Genomic DNA, 20,022 nt, shown 5'->3' with positions numbered 1-20,022 from the left:
AGGTTGGCGAGCATTGTTCCGACTCCGCTGGGGCAAAATGATTCCCCAATCGGATCCAGACAAGTCTCTACCTAAGTGAAAATGGACCAACGAACGCTGATCACCGTAGCGCGCGATTATCTAGTAGCCCGCATGACAACGCATCAGGGGTAACAAAGTATTTATCGCCAAAACGCCCTAAAAACGTCGAAATCTCCTAAAAAGGCGTTTCAAGTGTTGTCAGGCTTGTAACAAAAAGGTAACAGGGCCGTCGTTGACCAAATGCACCTGCATATCCGCGCCGAATCTACCTGATGCCACAGTGCCATGCACCTGTTTCGCTTTGCCTAATAGATAGTCGAATAATTCCTCGCCCAACGCCGGAGGCGCCGCGGTCGAGAAGCCCGGGCGCAACCCGCTTTTGGTATCGGCAGCCAGGGTGAACTGAGAGACCAGCAGCAACCCACCGCCGATATCGGCGAGAGACAAATTCATCTTGCCCTCGTCGTCGCTGAATACCCGATAGTTAAGCAGCTTATGCAGAAGTTTGTCGGCGCTGGCACGCGTGTCGTCGGGTTCTACCGCTACCAGCACCAGCAAACCTTGATCGACCGCGCCAACCACCTCGCCCGCCACTTCCACTCGCGCACCCCGCACGCGCTGTAAAAGCCCCTTCATGCTTCTTCGGGCGGCAGATCGAGCAGACGACGCGCCATATTGCCCGCCGCGCGCACCAGTGCATCAGTAATGCCCGGTTCGGATGCTGCGTGGCCGGCGTCGCGGATTACCTGCAATTCGCTGTTCGGCCAGGCCTGGTGCAATTCCCAGGCGTTGTCGAGCGGGCAGATCACGTCGTAGCGACCGTGGATGATCACGCCCGGCAGATGAGCGATCTTGCCCATGTCACGAATCAACTGGTTCGGTTCAAGGAAAGCATTATTGGTGAAGTAGTGGCATTCGATCCGCGCAATCGACAGCGCACGCTGCGGCTCGGAGAAGCGATCGACCACCAGTGGATTCGGCCGCAGCGTCGCGGTGCGCCCTTCCCAGGTCGACCAGGCCTTGGCTGCATGCATCTGGGCGATCTGGTCGTTACCGGTCAGGCGTTTGTGGAAGGCGCTGAGCAAGTCATCGCGCTCGTCCAGTGGGATAGGCGCGATGTAGTCCTGCCAGTAATCGGGGAACAGGCGGCTGGCGCCGGCCTGATAGAACCACTCGATTTCCTGCGGACGGCAAAGAAAGATCCCACGCAGGATCAGACCGTGAACACGCTCCGGATGGGTTTGCGCGTAGGCCAGCGCCAGGGTCGAACCCCACGAACCGCCGAACAGAACCCATTTGTCGATGCCCAGGTGCTTGCGGATGCGCTCAAGGTCGGCGACCAGATCCCAGGTGGTGTTGTTTTCGAGGCTGGCGTGTGGGGTCGAGCGTCCGCAGCCACGCTGGTCGAAAGTGACAATGCGGTAAATATTCGGATCGAAATAGCGACGGCTCTGGGCGTCGCAACCGGCGCCCGGGCCACCATGGATGAACACGACCGGCAAGCCTTCCGGTGAGCCGCTTTCGTCGACGTACAGCGTATGGGTGTCATCGACAGCCAGATCGTGCCGGGCGTGAGGTTTGATCTGCGGAAACAAAGTCTGCATTGCGCGCTCCGTAAGGGGTCGAGGTCATCCCTGGGGGGACTTCTATTATTCTGCCGTTTGGCATCATAAACCCGATTTACGTCAATGAGCATGCCTGTGCGCTGTCGCCGTCTGTCAGCCATAAACCCAAGCGGTTTTGAGCCGCACATAAAACCTGTGGGAGCGAGCCTGCTCGCGAAAGTGGTGGGTCATGCAACATAGATGTTGCCTGACCGGCCGCCTTCACGAGCAGGCTCGCTCCCACAACGAATTGTGTGATTACGTGCGGTAGCGGGATTCGCCCCACTTCAGCAAGCCCTGCAGCAATTCCTTGAGCACCACCTGCGTCGGCTCGGCCAGATCGGCGCGATAGCGGAACGGTTCGAATTCTTCCATGTAGGTGCACTGCCCCAGTTCCAGTTGCACCGCGTGAATATTCTCGGCCGGGTTGCCGTAATGACGGGTGATGTGGCCGCCCTTGAAGCGCCCGTTCAGCACATGGCTGTAGTCGCTGTGGCGCGCGCAGATCGCCTCCAGTTGAGTCGCCAGCTGCGGATCGCAACTGGCGCCGTTGAAGGTGCCGAGGTTGAAGTCCGGCAGCTTGCCGTCAAACAGGTGCGGGATGATCGAGCGAATCGAGTGCGCATCAAACAGCAGCGCATAGCCGAACTCGGCCTTCAGCCGTGCCAGCTCTTGCTGCAAAGTGCGGTGATACGGCGTCCAGATTTGCTCCAGATACGTCGCGCGCTCTTCTTTCGACGGCACCATCCCTTCCTTGAACAACGGTACGCCATCAAACAGCGTTGCCGGATACAGACCGGTGGTCGCCCCGGCATACAACGGTTTGTCGTCGGACGGCCGGTTCAGGTCGATGACGAAGCGCGAGTACTCGGCCGCCAGAGTACTGGCGCCCAGCGCTTCGGCAAAGTCGTACAGTTGCGGAATATGCCAGTCAGTGTCCGGCAGGCTTTTCGCGTCGCCGATCAGGCCGGCCTCGACCACCGGGGTCAGACGTAAACCGGCATGCGGCATGCTGATCAGCAGCGGCACGCGACCTTGTTTGAAATTCAGAACCTTATCCACAACCGCTCTCCTACAGACTTGATTCAACGCCGTGACGCACGACGCGTTTGTCCAGATCGCCACCGAGCCAATACGCCAGATCCGCCGGGCGATCGATCTGCCAGGCGACGAAATCCGCGACCTTGCCAACTTCCAGCGAACCATGTGTGGCGGCCATGCCCAACGCTTGCGCGGCGTGAATAGTCGCGCCAGCCAAAGCCTCTTCCGGAGTCATGCGGAAACAGGTGCAGGCCAGGTTCAACATCAAACGCAGCGACAACGCAGGCGAGGTGCCTGGGTTGAGGTCGCTGGCGATGGCGATTTTCACCTTGTGTTTGCGCAAGGCGTCCATCGGCGGCAACTGGGTTTCGCGCAGGAAGTAGAACGCGCCCGGCAGCAGCACCGCGACGGTGTCGGACGCGGACATGGCGATGGCATCGGCTTCGTCCATGAACTCCAGGTGATCGGCGGACAACGCCTTATAACGCGCGGCGAGGCTGGAACCGTGCAGCGACGACAATTGCTCGGCGTGCAACTTCACCGGCAGACCGAGTGTTTGCGCGGCGATGAACACGCGCTCGACCTGCTCCGGCGAGAACGCCAGGTATTCGCAGAACGCGTCCACCGCATCGACCAGACCTTCAGCGGCCAGCGCAGGCAGCATGTCGGTGCAGATGTGATCGATGTAATCGTCGGCGCGATCCTTGTACTCCGGCGGCAACGCGTGAGCGGCCAGGCAGGTGCTGCGCACGCTGATCGGCAGCTCTTTTGCCAGACGACGGATGACCCGCAGGATCTTGCGTTCGTTGGCCAGATCGAGACCGTAGCCGGACTTCATCTCTACCGTGGTCACGCCGTCGCGCATCAGGCTTTTCAGGCGTTTGGCGGCGCTGGCGAACAGTTCATCTTCGGTAGCTTCGCGAGTCGCGCGCACGGTGCTGGCGATGCCGCCGCCGGACGCGGCGATCTCGGCGTAGCTGACGCCTTGCAGACGTTTCTCGAACTCGCCGCTGCGATTGCCACCGAACACCGTGTGGGTGTGGCAGTCGATCAGGCCGGGGGTGACCCACGCTCCTTGCAGGTCGCAGACCGCCGGGTATTCGCCGGAAGGCAATTGATTGCGCGGGCCGATCCACTCGATGAGCGCACCGGACGTCACGATGGCGGCATCCTCGATGATCGAGTAGACGCCCTGCGCCATGGTTGCGACGTGGCAGTGTTGCCAGAGGGTTTTCATCCCTTAGTCTCCACAGTATTCAAAATCGATTTCGCGAGCAGGCTCGCTCCCACAGGGGTAAGCATTCCGACTGTGGGAGCGAGCCTGCTCGCGAAGAGGTCATCAAAGGCTAGGCAGCATTTTCGCCGGAACCAGATCGTTCAAACACCGCGAAGCCAGCAGCTCAGTCGCCGCATTGATATCCGGTGCAAAGAACCGGTCCTTCTCATAGAACGGCACTTCCTTGCGCAGAATGGCCCGAGCCTGTTCCAGCTTCGCCGAGGTCTTCAGGCCATTGCGCAGATCCAGCCCCTGCACCGCCGCCAACCATTCCACGGCGAGAATCCCGCGGGTGTTCTCGGCCATTTCCCACAGACGCTTGCCGGCCGCTGGAGCCATTGAAACGTGGTCTTCCTGGTTGGCTGAAGTCGGCAGGCTGTCCACCGAATGCGGGTGGGACAACGCCTTGTTCTCACTGGCCAGTGCGGCAGCCGTCACCTGAGCAATCATGAAACCGGAGTTCACACCGCCATTGGCCACGAGAAACGGCGGCAGTTGCGACATGTGCTTGTCCATCATCAGCGAAATGCGGCGTTCGCTCAGCGAGCCGATTTCAGCGATCGCCAGCGCCATGTTGTCAGCGGCCATGGCCACTGGTTCGGCGTGGAAGTTACCGCCGGAAATCACATCGCCCTCAGCGGCAAACACCAGCGGATTATCGGAGACGGCGTTGGCTTCAACCGCCAGCACTTCAGCCGCCTGGCGGAACTGGGTCAGGCAAGCGCCCATGACTTGCGGCTGGCAGCGCAGGGAGTACGGATCCTGGACCTTGTCGCAGTTCTGGTGCGAGTCGGAAACTTCGCTGCGCTCACCCAGCAAATCGCGGTAAGCAGCGGCCGCATCGATCTGGCCTTTCTGCCCGCGCGCCGCGTGGATGCGCGCATCGAACGGCGAGCGCGAACCGAGCACCGCTTCAACCGTCAGACCGCCCAGCGCGATGGCGCCCGCAAACAAATCCTCACCTTCAAACAGACCACGCAACGCAAAAGCAGTAGAAACCTGAGTACCGTTGAGCAGCGCCAGACCTTCCTTCGCCGCCAGCGTCAGCGGCGTCAAGCCGGCGACTTTCAGCGCTTCGGTCGCTTCCATCCACTCGCCCTTGTAACGCGCCTTGCCTTCGCCAAGCAGCACCAGCGACATGTGCGCCAAAGGAGCCAGATCGCCGGAAGCACCGACCGAACCTTTCAACGGAATGTGCGGATAGACCTCGGCATTGATCAGCGCAATGAGCGCATCGATCACAATGCGACGGATGCCGGAAAAACCACGGCTGAGGCTGTTGACCTTGAGCACCATCACCAGCCGCACCAGCGCATCGCTGATCGGCGCGCCGACGCCGGCAGCGTGGGACAACACCAGCGAACGCTGGAGGTTTTCCAGGTCTTCGCTGGCGATGCGGGTCGAGGCCAGCAGGCCGAAACCGGTATTGATGCCGTAGGCGGTGCGGTTTTCGGCGAGGATCTGCTCGACACAGGCGACGCTGGCTTCAATTTGCTGCGAGGCGCTGTCGTCGAGGGTCAGTTTGACCGGGTTCTGATACACGTCACGCAGTTGGGCCAGGCTCAGTTGGCCGGGAATCAGGTTCAGCGCAGTCATTTTGTGCTCCTTTTGAGAGTTTATTGTTAACTCGCCAGACGCTCCGGAGATGTCCGTTGTCCGTCGCGTCTGCCCTTTTGGGGAGCCGCGCCTTGGCACGCTGGCGTAGATAGATTTTCAGTGCAGATTCGGTAAAACGCGGTGCAGCAAGTTCGAGTCTCTCAAAACACTCGCGGCGGCGGCGATATCCGGCGCCAGCCAGCGATCCTGATCATAAGCCGGGACCTTTTCGCGCAGCAGTCGCCACGCAACATCGGTGCCCGCGCCGAAACGTTGTTCCTTGATGAATTCAAACGCCTGCGCCGCCAGCAGATATTCGATGGCGAGGATCTGCGTGCAGTTTTCCAGGGCGCGATGCAGCTTGAGCGCGGCGTTGGTGCCCATGCTCAAGTGGTCTTCCTGCAAACCTGAAGTGATGTAGTTGTCGAGTACCGCCGGTTGCGCCAATTGGCGGTTTTCCGCACACAGCGACGCGGCGACGTATTGCACGATCATCATCCCGGAGTTAACCCCCGGGTTGGCCACCAGAAATGCCGGCAGACCGCTGACGTGCGGATTCACCAGACGATCGAGACGCCGCTCGGCAATCGAGCCGATTTCCGCCATGGCAATCGCCAGCAGATCTGCCGCCATTGCCACCGACTGACCGTGCGGGTTGGCTTGCGACATGACGCGGAATTCGTCCGGAGTGCCCAGCAGCAGCGGGTTATCGGTGCAGCCATTGAGTTCGCTTTCGATCTGTTTGATCGCATGCTCCAGTTGATCGCGCGCGGCGCCGTGCACCTGCGGAATCGAACGGATGCTCAGCGCGTCCTGAGTGCGAATGCCTTTGCTCGATGCGATCACTTCACTGCCGTCGAGCAATGCACGCAGATTGACGCCAACCTGCTGCATCCCCGGATGCGGTTTCAGCGCAATGATCTCCGCATCGAACGCGGCGATCTGCCCGCGCTGCGCTTCGAAACTCATGGCGCCGATCACGTCGGCCCATTGCAGCAGACGCTTGGCGTCGGCGATGGCCAGGCAGCTGAGGCCGGTCATGCACGGCGTGCCGTTGACCAGACACAAACCGTCCTTCGCGCCGAGTTGCACCGGTTGCAGGCCCTCTTCGGCCAACGCTTGTTGAGCAGAGGTGATTTGCCCGCGATAGCTGACGTTGCCGACGCCTAGCAGTGCAATGCCGATGTGCGCCATGTGGGTCAGATAACCCACCGAGCCTTGCGACGGCACCTGCGGCGTGATGCCGCGATTGAGCAACGCCAGTAGCGCTTCGACCACCCGGCGATGGATGCCGGATTTGCCGTGGCTGTAGTTGTGGATCGCGGCACAGATGATCGCGCGGGTTTGTTCGTCAGCGAGTACCGGGCCGACGCCGCAGGCATGACTGAGCAAAGTGTTGCGTGACAACTGGCTGAGCTGTTCGTCTTTCAGCGAGACATTGGAGAGCCCGCCCAGGCCGGTATTGACGCCATAAGCACGCTCGCCGCTGGCAACAATACGCTGGACGATGCCTTGCGCGTTTTCGATGCGCGCCCACGTGTCGCTCGACAGCTCGAGTGGCGCGCCGTGACGGGCGACGGCGACTACGTCTTTCCAGCGCAGGTGGGCGCCGGTGATCACGATTTTCTCAGCCTGGGACATCTTTAACCTCAACCGAAATATTGATGCAGCTTCACTGGCCCTATCGCTGGCAAGCCAGCTCCCACAGGATCTCCAGTGTTCACACAATCTCTGTAGGAACTGGGCCTGCCAGCCCCCACAGAGCCCCCTGTGTTCACACAATCTTTGTAAGACCTGGGTCTGCCAGCCCCTACAGAGTCCTCAGGGTTCACACATTCCCTGTGGGAGCTGGCTTGCCAGCGATGAGGCCAGTCATTGCACTGCAAAACCCAGATCAGACCACCGCCGCCCGCCGCTGCACGAACCGGTCAACATACTCATCCGCCGGCGAATGCAGGATCTCGCGCGGCGTACCAACCTGAATCAGCTTGCCGTCCTTGAGGATCGCAATGCGATTGCCGATACGCACCGCCTCGTCGAGGTCGTGGGTGATGAAGACGATGGTCTTGTGCAGGGTCTTTTGCAGTTCCAGCAACTGGTCCTGCATCTCGGCGCGGATCAGCGGATCCAGCGCGCTGAACGCCTCGTCCATCAGGATGATGTCAGTGTCCGCCGCCAAGGCGCGGGCCAGGCCCACACGCTGACGCATGCCGCCGGAGAGCTGGTGCGGGTATTTGTTTTCGTAGCCTTTGAGCCCCACGGTATTGATCCAGTGCTGCGCCCGCTCGGCGCACAGTTGCTTGCTCTCGCCGCGCACTTTCAGGCCGTAGGCGACGTTGTCGAGCACGCTCTTGTGCGGCAGCAGGCCGAAGCTCTGGAAGACCATGCTGATCTTGTGCCGGCGAAATTCGCGCAGGGCTTGCATGTCGTATTGCAGGATGTCCACGCCGTCCACCAGGATCGCGCCACTGGTCGGGTCAATCAGACGATTGAAGTGGCGCACCAGCGTCGACTTGCCGGAGCCGGACAGGCCCATGATCACGAAAATCTCGCCAGTGCCGATGCTCAGCGACAGGTCGTTGACTCCGACCACGCAGCCGGTTTCGTTCAGCACCTGATCCTTGGTCTTGCCTTGACCCACCATGGCCAAGGCGTCCTTGGCGCGGTTGCCAAAAATCTTGAAGACGTTTTTGACTTCGATCTTGCTCACGGTTGCGTTGCTCATTTGCTCACCTCATGCCGTGGCCGACCGTACGCCTGAGTAATGCGGTCGATGACCACTGCGAGAATCACGATCGCCAGACCGGCCTCAAGCCCGCGTCCGACGTTGAGGGTCTGAATCCCCACCAGCACGTCTTCACCCAGGCCACGGGCGCCGATCATCGAGGCGATCACCACCATCGACAGGGCCATCATGGTGGTCTGGTTGATCCCGGCCATGATGCTTGGCAGGGCCAGCGGCAGCTGCACGCCGAACAGTTGCTGCCAGCGGTTGGCGCCGAACGCATTGATCGCTTCCATGACTTCGCCGTCGACCTGGCGAATGCCCAGATCGGTCAGGCGAATCAGCGGTGGCGCGGCGTAGATCACAGTGGCGAAAATCGCCGGGACCTTGCCCAGACCGAACAGCATCAGCACCGGGATCAGGTACACGAAACTCGGCATGGTCTGCATGATGTCGAGCAGCGGCATCAGTACCGAACGCAGGCGATTGCTGCGCGCCGAGAGAATCCCCAGCGGAATGCCGATCAGCACCGAAATGATCGTCGCCACCATCATCAGCGCCAGCGTCTGCATGAGTTTGTCCCACAGGCCGACAGCGCCTACGAGAAACAACAGACCGACGATCACTGCCGTGGTCACGACTTTGCGCGTTGCATGCCAGGCGACGACACCGACGATCGCCAGCATCAACCACCAAGGCGCTGCACGCAGCAGGCCTTCGAGATTGACGATGGCCCACAGCAGGGTGTCCGAGATCTGGCGGAACACATCACCGTAGTTGGTGACCAGCGAATCGACCCAACCGTTGACCCAGTCGGCGATGGAAAAGGTAAAGCTTTCGGGAAACATAAGCGGCTCTCAATCAGGAATCTCAATCAAGCGATGACGGCATATCTCCCGGCCGGCCTCACGGTTGGCCGGGAAGTATCGACCTACAGCGCCGCGTCGATTTTCTTGGCGGCGTCTTCACTGACCCACGCGTGCCAGACTTCAGGATGTTCCTTGAGGAAGATTTTCGCCAGTTTTGGCGACTCGATACGTTCCTTCGCCATGCGTCCCAGATTCTGGTTCAGCAGATCGATCGGCAGGTTGACCTTTTCCAGCACGGCCACCAGCTCCGGGGCCTGCTCGTGGAAAGTCTTGGACAGGCCGACCTTGATCGTCACGGTCTTGTCGACGCCCGGTTTTTCTTCCAGTTTGACCAGATCGACCTGACCCATCAGCGGGGTTGGCGACCAGTAGTAGAAGAGAATCGGCTCACCACGTTTGTAGCTCGACAGCACCGCTGCATCCAGCGCTGGGCCGGTGCCTGGGCGGAAGTTGGTGTAGCTGTTTTCCAGGCCGTAGCTTTTCAGCATTTCGCTGTTGTCCAGCTCGCAGGTCCACCCGGCCGGGCAGTTGTAGAAGCGGCCCTTGGCCGGCTCTTCAGCGTCTTTGAAAACGGCGGAATACTTGGCCAGATCAGCAATGTTTTTCAGGTCTGGCGCTTTCGGTTCAAGCTTGCGCTTGGCGTCGCCTTCGATCACATAACGCGGCACGTACCAGCCTTCGATAGCGCCCACGACAGGTGCGCCGACACCGACGACCTTGCCGGCCTTCTCGGCCTTGTTCCAGACTTCGCTGCGGCCGACCCACTCTTCGGCGAACACTTGGATGTCGTTGCTGCTCAGGGCGTTTTCCATGGTGATGGAGTTGCCGGGCAGGCTGTCGGTCTTGCAGTCGTAGCCTTTCTCCAGCACCACTTGCATGACGTCGGTCAGCAGCATGCCGCTTTCCCAGTTCAGGCCGGCGAACTTCACCGGTTTGCCTGACTCGCACCAACCGGCGGCCTGGGTGGCACCGGCACTGGCGAGCAGGCCCATGGAAAGCACAGTGGTCAGCAGGGTCTTGTTCGATTTCATTGTCGTCACGCTCCTAATCATGAATTGGGCTTACGGCAGTCAAGAGGCATCCAGCCCTTTCCACGTCCAATCAGGCCTGCGCCGCAACACGGCTTGCCCCGCTTTTTTCAGGTTGTGCATCGCTGTCCCGCTCGGTCGGCAGAATCAGGTGATCAGGTACGGCGCTGTGCCATTTTTTTGCACAGACGTAATACACGGCGGCGGGCACCACCAGACCGATGATCCAGGAGATATCCACATCACCCAGCGCCGCCACCAAGGGACCTGTGTAGAACTTGGTGGAAATAAACGGCAGTTGCACCAGCACGCCGAACACATAAACGCTGATACCGAGAATGTTCCAGCGGCCATAGCGACCATTCGGATCGGCCAGCGCCGGCACGTCATAGCGCTCACGGGTGATGCAGTAGTAGTCCACCAGGTTGATCGCGCTCCATGGCGTGAAGAAGGCGAGCAGGAACAGGATGAAAGACTTGAACGCCCCGAGAAACGAATGCTGACCGAGCAATGCGATCAGGGTTGCCGCACCGACGATGAACAGCACGAACACAAGACGCTGCAGGCGGGACACCTTCAGGTGACCACGGAAACCGCTGATGATGGTCGCGATGCACATGAAGCTGCCGTAGGAATTCAGCGTGGAAATGGTCACTTTGCCGAAGGCGATGCTGAAGTACAGCAGCGCAGCGGTGGCACCGGTACCGCCCAGACCTACGATGTAAGCCACTTCATGGCCGGCGAATTGGCCGTTCGCCGAAGCCGCAGCGAATACGCCAAGGATCATCGCCACTTGGGCGCCAATCACCGACCCGGCACCCGCGGCGAAAAAGGTTTTTATCGATGAAGTGCTGCTCGGCAGGTAGCGCGAATAGTCAGCCACGTATGGGCCGAAAGCGATCTGCCAGGAAGCGGCGAGCGACACCGCCAGCAGGAAACTGCTCCAGCTGAAGTGGCGGATTTGCAGGAGTGCGCCGACGTCGGTCTGATTCATCAGACGCCAGAACAGGAAAACAAAAGCGATCACGCCGATGACGCTGGCGACACGGCCAATCCAGTGGATCACTCGATAACCGAGCACCGTGACCAAGACGATGACACTGGCAAAAATCAGGATGCCGGCGCTGTCGCTGACACCAAACAACTGGCCCAGCGCCTGACCGGAAAGCACGGTTCCGGTGGCGGTAAAACCCAGGTACATCAAACACACCAGCACGATCGGGATGGCCGCGCCATACACACCGAACTGCACGCGGCTGGAGATCATTTGCGGCAAGCCCAGTTTCGGTCCTTGCGCAGCATGCAGCGCCATGACGCCACCGCCGAGCAGTTGACCGATCAGCAGACCGATCAACGACCAGAACACATCACCGCCCAGCACCACGGCCAGGGCCCCGGTGACAATCGCGGTGATCTGCAGATTGGCACCCATCCACAGCGTGAACTGGCTGAACAGACGACCGTGTCTTTCCACTTCCGGGATGTAGTCGATCGAACGCCTTTCGATCAACGGTTTGTTGCCTGCACGATCGGTGTCAACAGCCATGATTCAACCTCTGTGGATTGTTAGATTCCCTGTAGGAGCTGCCGCAGGCTGCTCCTACAGGGTTTTGCGTTTATTTACCGGTAATCATCGGCAGGTTCAGGCCCTGCTCCTTCGCGCAGTCGATGGCGATCTGGTAACCGGCATCGGCGTGACGCATGACACCGGTGGCCGGGTCGTTATGCAGCACGCGTGCGATTCGCTCGGCCGCTTCGTCGGTGCCGTCGCAGACAATCACCATGCCCGAGTGCTGCGAGAAACCCATGCCGACGCCACCACCGTGGTGCAGGGAGACCCAGGTCGCGCCGCTCGCGGTGTTGAGCAGAGCGTTGAGCAATGGCCAGTCGGACACGGCGTCGGAACCGTCCTGCATCGATTCGGTTTCGCGGTTAGGGCTGGCGACCGAACCGGAGTCGAGGTGGTCGCGACCGATCACGATTGGCGCGGACAATTCACCGCTGCGAACCATTTCGTTGAAGGCCAGACCGAGCTTGGCGCGCAGGCCCAGGCCAACCCAGCAGATACGTGCCGGCAGACCCTGGAAACTGATGCGCTCGCGGGCCATGTCCAGCCAGTTGTGCAGGTGGGCGTCGTCCGGGATCAGCTCTTTGACCTTGGCGTCGGTTTTGTAGATGTCTTGCGGATCACCCGACAGCGCCGCCCAGCGGAACGGGCCGATGCCACGGCAGAACAGCGGACGGATGTAAGCCGGCACGAAACCCGGGAAGTCGAATGCGTTCTCGACGCCTTCTTCCTGCGCCATCTGACGGATGTTGTTGCCGTAGTCGAAGGTCGGAATGCCTTGTTTCTGGAATTCCAGCATCGCTTTGACGTGCACAGCCATCGACTGCTTGGCGGCTTTGATCACAGCGGCCGGTTCAGTCTTGGCACGGGCGCGGTATTCGTCCCAGGTCCAGCCGGCCGGCAGGTAGCCGTTGAGTGGATCGTGGGCGCTGGTCTGGTCGGTGACCATGTCCGGGCGCACGCCGCGCTTGACCAGTTCCGGCAGGATTTCCGCCGCGTTGCCCAGCAGGGCGATGGAAATCGCTTTGCCTTCTTTGGTGTATTTGGCGATGCGCGCCAGCGCGTCATCGAGGTCAGTAGCTTGCTCGTCGACGTAGCGGCTTTTCAGGCGAAAATCGATGCTGACCTGCTGGCATTCGATGTTCAGCGAGCAGGCGCCGGCCAGGGTTGCCGCCAGAGGCTGAGCGCCCCCCATGCCGCCCAGACCCGCGGTCAGGACCCACTTGCCGGTGAGATTGTCGTTGTAGTGCTGACGACCGGCCTCAACGAAGGTTTCGTAGGTGCCTTGAACGATGCCTTGGCTGCCGATGTAGATCCAGCTGCCGGCAGTCATCTGGCCGTACATGGCCAGGCCTTTGGCGTCGAGTTCGTTGAAGTGCTCCCAGCTCGCCCAGTGCGGTACGAGGTTGGAGTTGGCGATCAGGACGCGCGGGGCGTTGCTGTGGGTCTTGAACACGCCGACCGGCTTGCCGGATTGCACCAGCAGGGTCTCGTCGTCATTCAGGTTGGTCAGGCTTTCGACGATCTTGTCGTAGCACTCCCAGTTACGCGCGGCGCGACCGATACCGCCATAAACCACCAGCTCTTTCGGGTTCTCGGCGACTTCCGGGTCGAGGTTGTTCATCAGCATGCGCAGCGGCGCTTCGGTCAGCCAGCTCTTGGCGGTCAGCTTGTTGCCGCGGGCGGCACGGATTTCGACGTCACGGTGCTTTGTAAATGCAGTAGCAGTACGGTTGTTATCAGTCACGAAAAAGACTCCTCAGCGATCAATTCAAACCAACCCTGGCAGTGGGCAAGCAGCCTGCGCGCATCAATGCGCGACAAGCGAATCAGTGGACGCTGCGGACTCATACGCATACGTCTTTACTTGTACATACAAGCATATGCAATCAAGCGGCCAACTTGGCAATGGGGTGTTCAAGAAAAATCGCGGACACGGCTGGAGATCGCCTGAATCAAGGGTTCTGGCGATCATGAAATTTTTCGCGGGGCTGGTTTGGGGAGCTGGTGGATGGTTACGAGAGCATGGTTTTGCGCCACGCTGGGGCGTTCGGTAACAAGTTGGTGCGTGGTTGGGAACACCCCAAAAGCAAAAGATCGCAGCCTTCGGCAGCTCCTACAGGGTGTATATCAATCCCACTGTAGGAGCTGCCGAAGGCTGCGATCTTTAGATTGTTTGCGAATCAGCGTGTAGTGAGTTCGATCACGCAGCAACCGGCATTGACGGATATCTCAACCAGCCCGGCGTTACCGTCCAGTTGCAGGCAGTCGTGTCGGCCAAGTTGTGCACTCTTCTCACCGACCACAACTTCAAGCAACTCACTGACACTGAACACCAGCACCGTCCCCGCCGAACTGAAAAACCGTTGCTCGCCATCCAGCCACTGCAACCGCGCGCTATAACGCTGCGGCGCATAAATCAGGTTGAAGTCGCGAATCGCCCCACCGAGCAAGGTGCAGGAAACCTGGCTCTCACCGCTGAATGCAAAGGGATCGAGCGGTAACAGTGGCCGAGTATCGTCCCCGTCGACGCACAGGGTCATGCCGTCACCCTGCAACACGGTAATCACCCGCTGGTAACCGGCAAAGCTCGAAAAACCGCCGGACTCGGCGATATCGGCAATGGACAGGCGCCAGCCGAAACCGTCGAGGCCAGCGCCAGCGTCACGGGTGATTTCTTCAGTGCTGCCGCCGCCGTTTTTCCACGGCATGCGCGGATAGCCTTCGGCGCGTAGGACTTTCAGTGAACTCATTTATGCTCTCTATTTATGGAACCGACCTTCCAGACGATGACGGGAACCAGGGTGAATCAGGCGCGCAGCGGTCACCGGCTGACGGCCCGACCACGTGCGACGGCGGATCAGCAGGCATGGCTCGCCTTTTTCGATCTGCAGCAACTTGCACTCGGACGCTTCGGCGAGGATTGCTTCGACCACATGCTCACCCTCAGTCAGCGGCGCAACCTGGTTGAGATAGGCGTATGGCGTTTGCAGGGTGAAGTCCTGCTTGAGGTATTCCGGGGCGACCAGCGCGTTGACGAAACGGTCTTCGATTTGCACCGGAATATCGTTTTCGTAATGCACAATCAGCGAGTGAAATACCTTTTGCCCTTCGCGCATGTCCAGCGCCAGTGCGCGCTCGGAACCGGCAGCCTCTTCTTCGAGGGTGATGACCTGGCAGGTGTGGCGATGACCGCGCGAGGCGATTTCATCGGCGATGTTATGCACTTCAAACAGCGCGGACTGGCTCTTCGGCTCGGCGACGAAGGTGCCGACGCCTTGCATACGCACCAGCAGGCCGTCGGCGGTCATCTCGCGCAGCGCGCGATTAATGGTCATGCGGCTGAAACCGAGCTGATTGACCAGTTCGCTCTCGGACGGCACACGGTAGTGCGGCGGCCAGTTACCGCTGTCGATCTGCTGGGTGATCATCTGTTTGACGCGAGCGTACAAGGGCGCCGGACTGTCGCCCATGTTCGCGGCCAACGGGGAAACTGGAGGCGGAGTCGGCACGGTGGATCCTTGTTCGTCGGTAGAGGTTGCTAGCTTGCCGGAGTTTACCGGGCAGGCAAACGTCTGTATATGTATATACAAATAACACACGATGGGGTGCTGAACCATGTCCGCCTTCTTTGCCGAACGCGCGCTGCTGCCTAACGGATGGGCCAATAATGTACGTCTTGAGGTCAGCGCAGATGGCCTGCTGACCCAAATCCTGGCCGATTCCACCGCAGATGGCGCCGAACGGTTGAGCGGTCCGTTGCTGCCGGGAATGCCCAACCTGCACTCCCACGCTTTTCAGCGAGCGATGGCCGGACTGGCCGAAGTCGCCGGCAATCCCAATGACAGTTTCTGGACCTGGCGCGACCTGATGTATCGCCTCGTCGGAAAAATCAGCCCGGATCAACTCGGCGTGATCGCCCGTCAGCTGTACATCGAAATGCTCAAGGCCGGTTACACCTCGGTCGCTGAATTCCACTATGTTCACCATGACAGCAATGGTCAGCCTTATGCCGATCCGGCGGAACTGGCGTTGCGCATCAGTCAGGCTGCCAGCGAAAGCGGCATCGGCTTGACCCTGCTACCGGTGCTCTACAGCCACGCCGGTTTCGGCGGCCAGACACCAAACGACGGCCAGCGCCGATTTATCAACAGCACCGAAAACTACCTGAATCTGCAATCGCGTTTGCAGCCCTTGTTGGCGCAGCAAAAGGCGCAATCACTGGGTCTGTGTTTCCACTCGTTGCGCGCGGTGACCCCACAGCAGATCAGCGAAGTCCTGGCGGCCAGTGACAAGCAATGCCCGGTGCACATTCACATCGCCGAACAACAGAAAGAAGTCGACGACTGCCTGAGCTGGAGCGGTCGCCGCCCGCTGCAATGGCTGTATGAAAACACTGAAGTCGATCAGCGCTGGTGCCTGGTCCACGCCACTCACGCCAACCCGGAAGAAGTCACGCTGATGGCCAAGAGTCGCGCCATCGCCGGCCTGTGCCTGACCACCGAAGCCAACCTGGGCGACGGGATTTTCCCGGCGGTGGATTTCATGGCTCAGGGCGGGCGCATGGGTATCGGCTCTGACAGCCATGTGTCGCTAAGCGTGGTCGAGGAATTGCGTTGGCTGGAATACGGCCAGCGTTTGCGTGATCAGCGGCGTAACCGTTTGTATGGCGCGGATCAGCCGATGGTCGGACGCACTTTGTACGACGCGGCGCTGGATGGCGGCGCTCAGGCATTGGGGCAGCCGATTGGTGCGCTGGAAGTCGGCAGGCGCGCTGACTGGATTGTGCTCGATGGCAACGATCCGTATCTGGCGACGGCGAGTGGGGACGGGATTTTGAATCGCTGGTTGTTTGCTGGCGGTGATCGCCAAGTGCGTGATGTGCTGGTCAATGGCCAGTGGGTTGTGCGTGATGGCCGGCATGCCGGCGAAGAGGACAGTGCGCGTGCCTTCACCCAAGTCTTGCGCGACCTCCTCGGCTGACACAAAACAAAAATGTGTGAGCGAGCCTGCTCGCGAAAGCGGTGTATCAGCAACATTTTCGTTAACTGACACGCCCTCTTCGCGATCAGGCTCGCTCCCACATTTGATTTGTGGTGGTGTTTAGTTTGAAGTCTTGGCCATCTGCCGATCCGACGCTCGCCAGATCAACCGCGTCGTGTCGTAACCCTGCTGGCGGGCCTTGCTCAACAGTTCTTCGCGCACCACACCGTTGACGGTTGGCGTGCGCGACAGCAGCCACAGGTACTTGCGACTCGGGTCGCCGACGATAGCGGTCTTGTAGTCGTCGCTGACGTACAGCACCCAGTATTCGCCCTTCGCCACACCCGGAATCAGGCGCGAGAACCAGTTGTCGAATTCGACCCACAACTTGTCGGTCTTGCCCGGCACCTGTGGATAAGCCGTGCCCTTGGCCTCTTCCCACTGCCAGTCCGGGGTCAGGCAGCGATTGAGCACCGCAACGTTGCCGTCAGGCTTGAGGGTGTAGCGGGCTTCGGATTGCGCGCAATTGCGCTGGAAGTACATCGGCAAGCGCGCCAGCTCGTACCAGGTCCCCTGATAACGCTTGAGGTTGACGCTGTCGACGGTTTTCGGCGCCAACGAATCCACGCCGGAAGTGGCGCAGCCGGCCAGTACCAGGCCGGCAAAAAGGACAAATAATAACCGCTTCATTTTTCTTCTCCGTGGGCGCGAAGCCCCGGTTTACTTCAGGCCTTGGCCGGAAAACATCAGCACTTTGTCACCGGCGTATTGCACGCTGATAAAGCTGTTCTTGTCGCCCCAGGTGCAACTGGACATGCCGAGCGCGCCCGAGCAGTCAGTCGGTTTGCCGAGCAGGGTCTCCACTTCAGCCTTGGCCATACCAGCCGAGAGCTTCGCGTAGTTTTCCTGATTGACCTTGCTGCATGCGGCCAACAGCACGCAAAACGACAGAAGGGCGATAGATCGCAGCGACATTGTGTAACTCCTGGAACGAGGGGGGATGGCAGGGTGCCAACCAGAAGCTTAGAAGAGAAAACCGTCATCTGGTTCCGTACACAAAAGGCTATTTATTAGCCCGCCCGTCTGACTTTTACCTTTAAATCAGTCACTTTCCAGGGCTATTGAGCATTTCGTCGCATTTAAGCAAAGCCGCCTAATCTTTGGCGCACGGCGGTCGAAATAAATGGCAGCGCAAAGCCCGATAGTGTGGCAAATTGCCGCCCTTTCTTGACCAGCCCCTTCGCGGTAGTTCATTCGATGACCAGAAACATGAAATTCAGCCACAAAATCTTGTTGGCTGCCGCCCTCGTGGTGGCCGTTGCGTTCGCCTGTTTCATTTTCTTCAACGACTATCGACAACGCGAAGCGCTGAGCAGCAGCACCGAGTCGACCATGCAGGAACTCGGCAGCCTGACCACCAGCAACATCCAGACCTGGCTGGAAAGCCGCATTCAATTGCTGCAATCGCTGTCCCAACAGGTCGCGGTTGACGGCAACGCCCCCGCCAGCCTGAAACGCATCATCGACCTGCCCGCCTACACCGGCAATTTCCAGCTCAGCTACTTCGGCGGTACTGACGGCGTGATGTTCTCCGTGCCCGCCGGCAACCGCGCGCCGGATTACGATCCGCGCGCCCGCGGCTGGTACAAAGCGGCCAACAGCGCGCAGCAGACCATCGTCACCGAACCGTACATTGCCGCCTCGTCGGGCAAACTGGTGATCACGGTTGCCACCCCGGTGCAGCGCCAGGGCCAGATGCTCGGCGTGGCCGGTGCCGACATCGACCTGACCAGCGTCAGCGCGATCATCAACTCGCTGAACTTCGGCGGCCACGGCCACGCGTTCATCGTCAGTGCCGATGGCAAAATCCTGATTCATCCGGACAGCAAACTGGTGCTCAAGACCCTGGCCGAGGCTTACCCCAACGGCGCACCGAAAGTCAGCCCGGGTCTGAAAGAAGTCGAATTCAACGGCAAGACCCAGCTGATCTCCTTCACCCGCGTCAACGGCGTACCGTCGGCCGACTGGTACGTGGCGCTGGTTCTGGACAAAGACACCGCATTCTCGATGCTCAGCGAATTTCGCACCTCGGCGCTGATCGCCATGGTCATTGCCGTGGTGATCATCATCTTCCTGCTCGGCATGCTGATCCGCGTGCTGATGCAACCGCTGCTGACCATGGGCCGCGCCATGCACGACATCGCCGAAGGTGAAGGCGACCTGACCAAACGTCTGGTCATCCACGGCAACGACGAATTCGGCGCGCTGGGCACATCGTTCAACCGTTTCGTGGAGCGTATCCACACCTCGATCCGCGAAGTATCCTCGGCAACCGGCCAGGTCAACGAAGTCGCCCTGCGCGTGGTCGCGGCCTCGAACTCGTCAATGTACAACTCCGATCAACAAGCGACTCGCACCAACAGTGTGGCCGCAGCGATCAACCAACTCGGCGCCGCCGCCCAGGAAATCGCCCAAAACGCCGCCCTCGCCTCGCAGCATTCCAGCGAAGCGCGCAGCCTGGCGGTCGACGGTCAGCAGGTTGTGGATAGAACCATCCACGCGATGCAACAGCTCTCGGCGAAGATCAGCGATTCGTGCGGCAACATCGAAACCCTGAACAGCAACACCGTGAACATCGGCCAGATTCTGGAAGTGATCACCAGCATCTCCCAGCAAACCAACCTGCTGGCACTGAACGCCGCGATCGAAGCGGCGCGTGCCGGTGAAGCCGGTCGTGGTTTCGCCGTGGTCGCTGACGAAGTGCGCAACCTCGCGCACCGCACGCAGGATTCCGCGCAGCAAGTGCAGAAGATGATCGAAGAGCTGCAAGTCGGCGCGCGTCAGGCGGTCAGCATCATGACCGAGAGCCAGCGCGAGAGCGAAAGCAGCGTCGGCATCGCCAACCAGGCCGGCGAACGCCTGGGCAGCGTGACCCAGCGCATCGGCGAGATCGACGGGATGAACCAGTCGGTCGCAACGGCGACTGAAGAGCAGACTGCTGTGGTTGAGTCGATCAACGTTGATATCAACGAGATCAACACGCTGAATCAGGAAGGTGTGGAGAACTTGCAGGCGACGTTGCGGGCTTGCTCGGATCTGGAGCAGCAGGCGGCGCGGTTGAAGCAGTTGGTGGGTAGCTTCAGGATCTGAAGATCAAGGGCTTTACCCCCTCACCCCAGCCCTCTCCCCCAGGGGGGCGAGGGGGAAAGGGAGCCGATTTTCATGCTGTTCAAACCTGAGTTCGACTGGATACTTTCAGGTCGATGTCATAATGCCAGGCTACTCGGTCAGTCCCCTCTCCCTCCGGGAGAG

At 60.1% G+C, this 20,022-nt stretch carries 17 protein-coding genes and 1 pseudogene; 3 read left to right on the top strand and 15 right to left on the bottom strand.

Annotated elements, in window-relative coordinates:
* Positions 1 to 219: 219 nt before the first annotated feature.
* The 13 genes from dtd to hutC form a co-directional block, all read right to left on the bottom strand.
* Positions 220 to 657 (bottom strand): D-aminoacyl-tRNA deacylase, encoded by a 438-nt coding sequence (gene dtd, locus H8B20_RS17860; RefSeq protein WP_210624063.1) that lies wholly within the window; start codon positions 655 to 657, stop codon positions 220 to 222.
* Complete coding sequence (gene pip / locus H8B20_RS17855) at positions 654 to 1,625, bottom strand: prolyl aminopeptidase (protein ID WP_210624062.1); 972 nt, start codon at positions 1,623 to 1,625, stop codon at positions 654 to 656. The genes dtd and pip overlap by 4 nt, the downstream gene beginning before the upstream one ends.
* A 258-nt stretch (positions 1,626 to 1,883) precedes the next feature.
* Positions 1,884 to 2,687, bottom strand: coding sequence for an N-formylglutamate deformylase (gene hutG / locus H8B20_RS17850; RefSeq protein WP_210624061.1), 804 nt, complete (start codon positions 2,685 to 2,687; stop codon positions 1,884 to 1,886).
* 10 nt (positions 2,688 to 2,697) lie between these two features.
* Positions 2,698 to 3,903, bottom strand: a complete 1,206-nt coding sequence (hutI, locus tag H8B20_RS17845) for an imidazolonepropionase (protein ID WP_210624060.1) — start codon at positions 3,901 to 3,903, stop codon at positions 2,698 to 2,700.
* 102 nt (positions 3,904 to 4,005) lie between these two features.
* Positions 4,006 to 5,538: a histidine ammonia-lyase gene (gene hutH, locus H8B20_RS17840; RefSeq protein ID WP_210624059.1), complete on the bottom strand. Its 1,533-nt coding sequence runs from the start codon at positions 5,536 to 5,538 to the stop codon at positions 4,006 to 4,008.
* Positions 5,539 to 5,655: 117 nt separating this feature from the next.
* Positions 5,656 to 7,179 carry a histidine ammonia-lyase gene (gene hutH / locus H8B20_RS17835; protein ID WP_210624058.1) on the bottom strand — a complete coding sequence of 508 codons (1,524 nt, stop codon included), beginning with the start codon at positions 7,177 to 7,179 and terminating at the stop codon, positions 5,656 to 5,658.
* Positions 7,180 to 7,432: 253 nt separating this feature from the next.
* Positions 7,433 to 8,263 carry a quaternary amine ABC transporter ATP-binding protein gene (locus H8B20_RS17830; RefSeq protein ID WP_042561938.1) on the bottom strand — a complete coding sequence of 277 codons (831 nt, stop codon included), beginning with the start codon at positions 8,261 to 8,263 and terminating at the stop codon, positions 7,433 to 7,435.
* Complete coding sequence (locus tag H8B20_RS17825; protein ID WP_042557230.1) at positions 8,260 to 9,111, bottom strand: ABC transporter permease; 852 nt, start codon at positions 9,109 to 9,111, stop codon at positions 8,260 to 8,262. The genes H8B20_RS17830 and H8B20_RS17825 overlap by 4 nt, the downstream gene beginning before the upstream one ends.
* Positions 9,112 to 9,194: 83 nt before the next feature.
* Positions 9,195 to 10,163, bottom strand: a complete 969-nt coding sequence (locus tag H8B20_RS17820) for an ABC transporter substrate-binding protein (RefSeq protein ID WP_210624057.1) — start codon at positions 10,161 to 10,163, stop codon at positions 9,195 to 9,197.
* A gap of 70 nt (positions 10,164 to 10,233) precedes the next feature.
* Positions 10,234 to 11,706 carry a purine-cytosine permease family protein gene (locus tag H8B20_RS17815; RefSeq protein WP_210624056.1) on the bottom strand — a complete coding sequence of 491 codons (1,473 nt, stop codon included), beginning with the start codon at positions 11,704 to 11,706 and terminating at the stop codon, positions 10,234 to 10,236.
* A 70-nt stretch (positions 11,707 to 11,776) separates the two neighbouring features.
* Positions 11,777 to 13,474, bottom strand: a complete 1,698-nt coding sequence (hutU, locus tag H8B20_RS17810; protein ID WP_210624055.1) for a urocanate hydratase — start codon at positions 13,472 to 13,474, stop codon at positions 11,777 to 11,779.
* Positions 13,475 to 13,910: 436 nt separating this feature from the next.
* Entirely contained in the window at positions 13,911 to 14,480 is a 570-nt protein-coding gene (locus tag H8B20_RS17805) for a HutD/Ves family protein (RefSeq protein ID WP_210624054.1), read from the bottom strand.
* A 9-nt stretch (positions 14,481 to 14,489) separates the two neighbouring features.
* On the bottom strand, positions 14,490 to 15,200 hold the full coding sequence (gene hutC, locus H8B20_RS17800) for a histidine utilization repressor (RefSeq protein WP_181818442.1): 711 nt from the start codon (positions 15,198 to 15,200) through the stop codon (positions 14,490 to 14,492).
* A 145-nt stretch (positions 15,201 to 15,345) separates the two neighbouring features.
* Here hutC and H8B20_RS17795 point away from each other — a divergent pair, with 145 nt between their 5' ends.
* Positions 15,346 to 16,710 (top strand): formimidoylglutamate deiminase, encoded by a 1,365-nt coding sequence (locus H8B20_RS17795; protein WP_210624053.1) that lies wholly within the window; start codon positions 15,346 to 15,348, stop codon positions 16,708 to 16,710.
* A gap of 120 nt (positions 16,711 to 16,830) precedes the next feature.
* On the opposite strand, the gene H8B20_RS17790 is transcribed toward H8B20_RS17795, so the two are convergent.
* Complete coding sequence (locus tag H8B20_RS17790) at positions 16,831 to 17,400, bottom strand: lipocalin family protein (protein ID WP_047299365.1); 570 nt, start codon at positions 17,398 to 17,400, stop codon at positions 16,831 to 16,833.
* 30 nt (positions 17,401 to 17,430) lie between these two features.
* On the bottom strand, positions 17,431 to 17,685 hold the full coding sequence (locus tag H8B20_RS17785) for a lipoprotein (protein ID WP_042557222.1): 255 nt from the start codon (positions 17,683 to 17,685) through the stop codon (positions 17,431 to 17,433).
* A gap of 282 nt (positions 17,686 to 17,967) precedes the next feature.
* Here H8B20_RS17785 and H8B20_RS28345 point away from each other — a divergent pair.
* Both H8B20_RS28345 and H8B20_RS28340 read left to right on the top strand, forming a co-directional pair.
* Positions 17,968 to 19,002, top strand: a pseudogene (locus H8B20_RS28345) (HAMP domain-containing protein); the annotation flags it as partial.
* A gap of 93 nt (positions 19,003 to 19,095) precedes the next feature.
* A complete protein-coding gene (locus H8B20_RS28340) occupies positions 19,096 to 19,860 on the top strand; it encodes a methyl-accepting chemotaxis protein (protein ID WP_390896384.1) in 765 nt (254 codons plus the stop codon).
* Positions 19,861 to 20,022 lie beyond the last annotated feature (162 nt).

The organism is Pseudomonas sp. P42 (assembly GCF_017973755.1).
Taxonomy (GTDB): domain Bacteria; phylum Pseudomonadota; class Gammaproteobacteria; order Pseudomonadales; family Pseudomonadaceae; genus Aquipseudomonas; species Aquipseudomonas iridis.
Note: the sequence above shows the minus strand (reverse complement) of the source record. Positions and strands in the feature narration are given on the sequence as shown.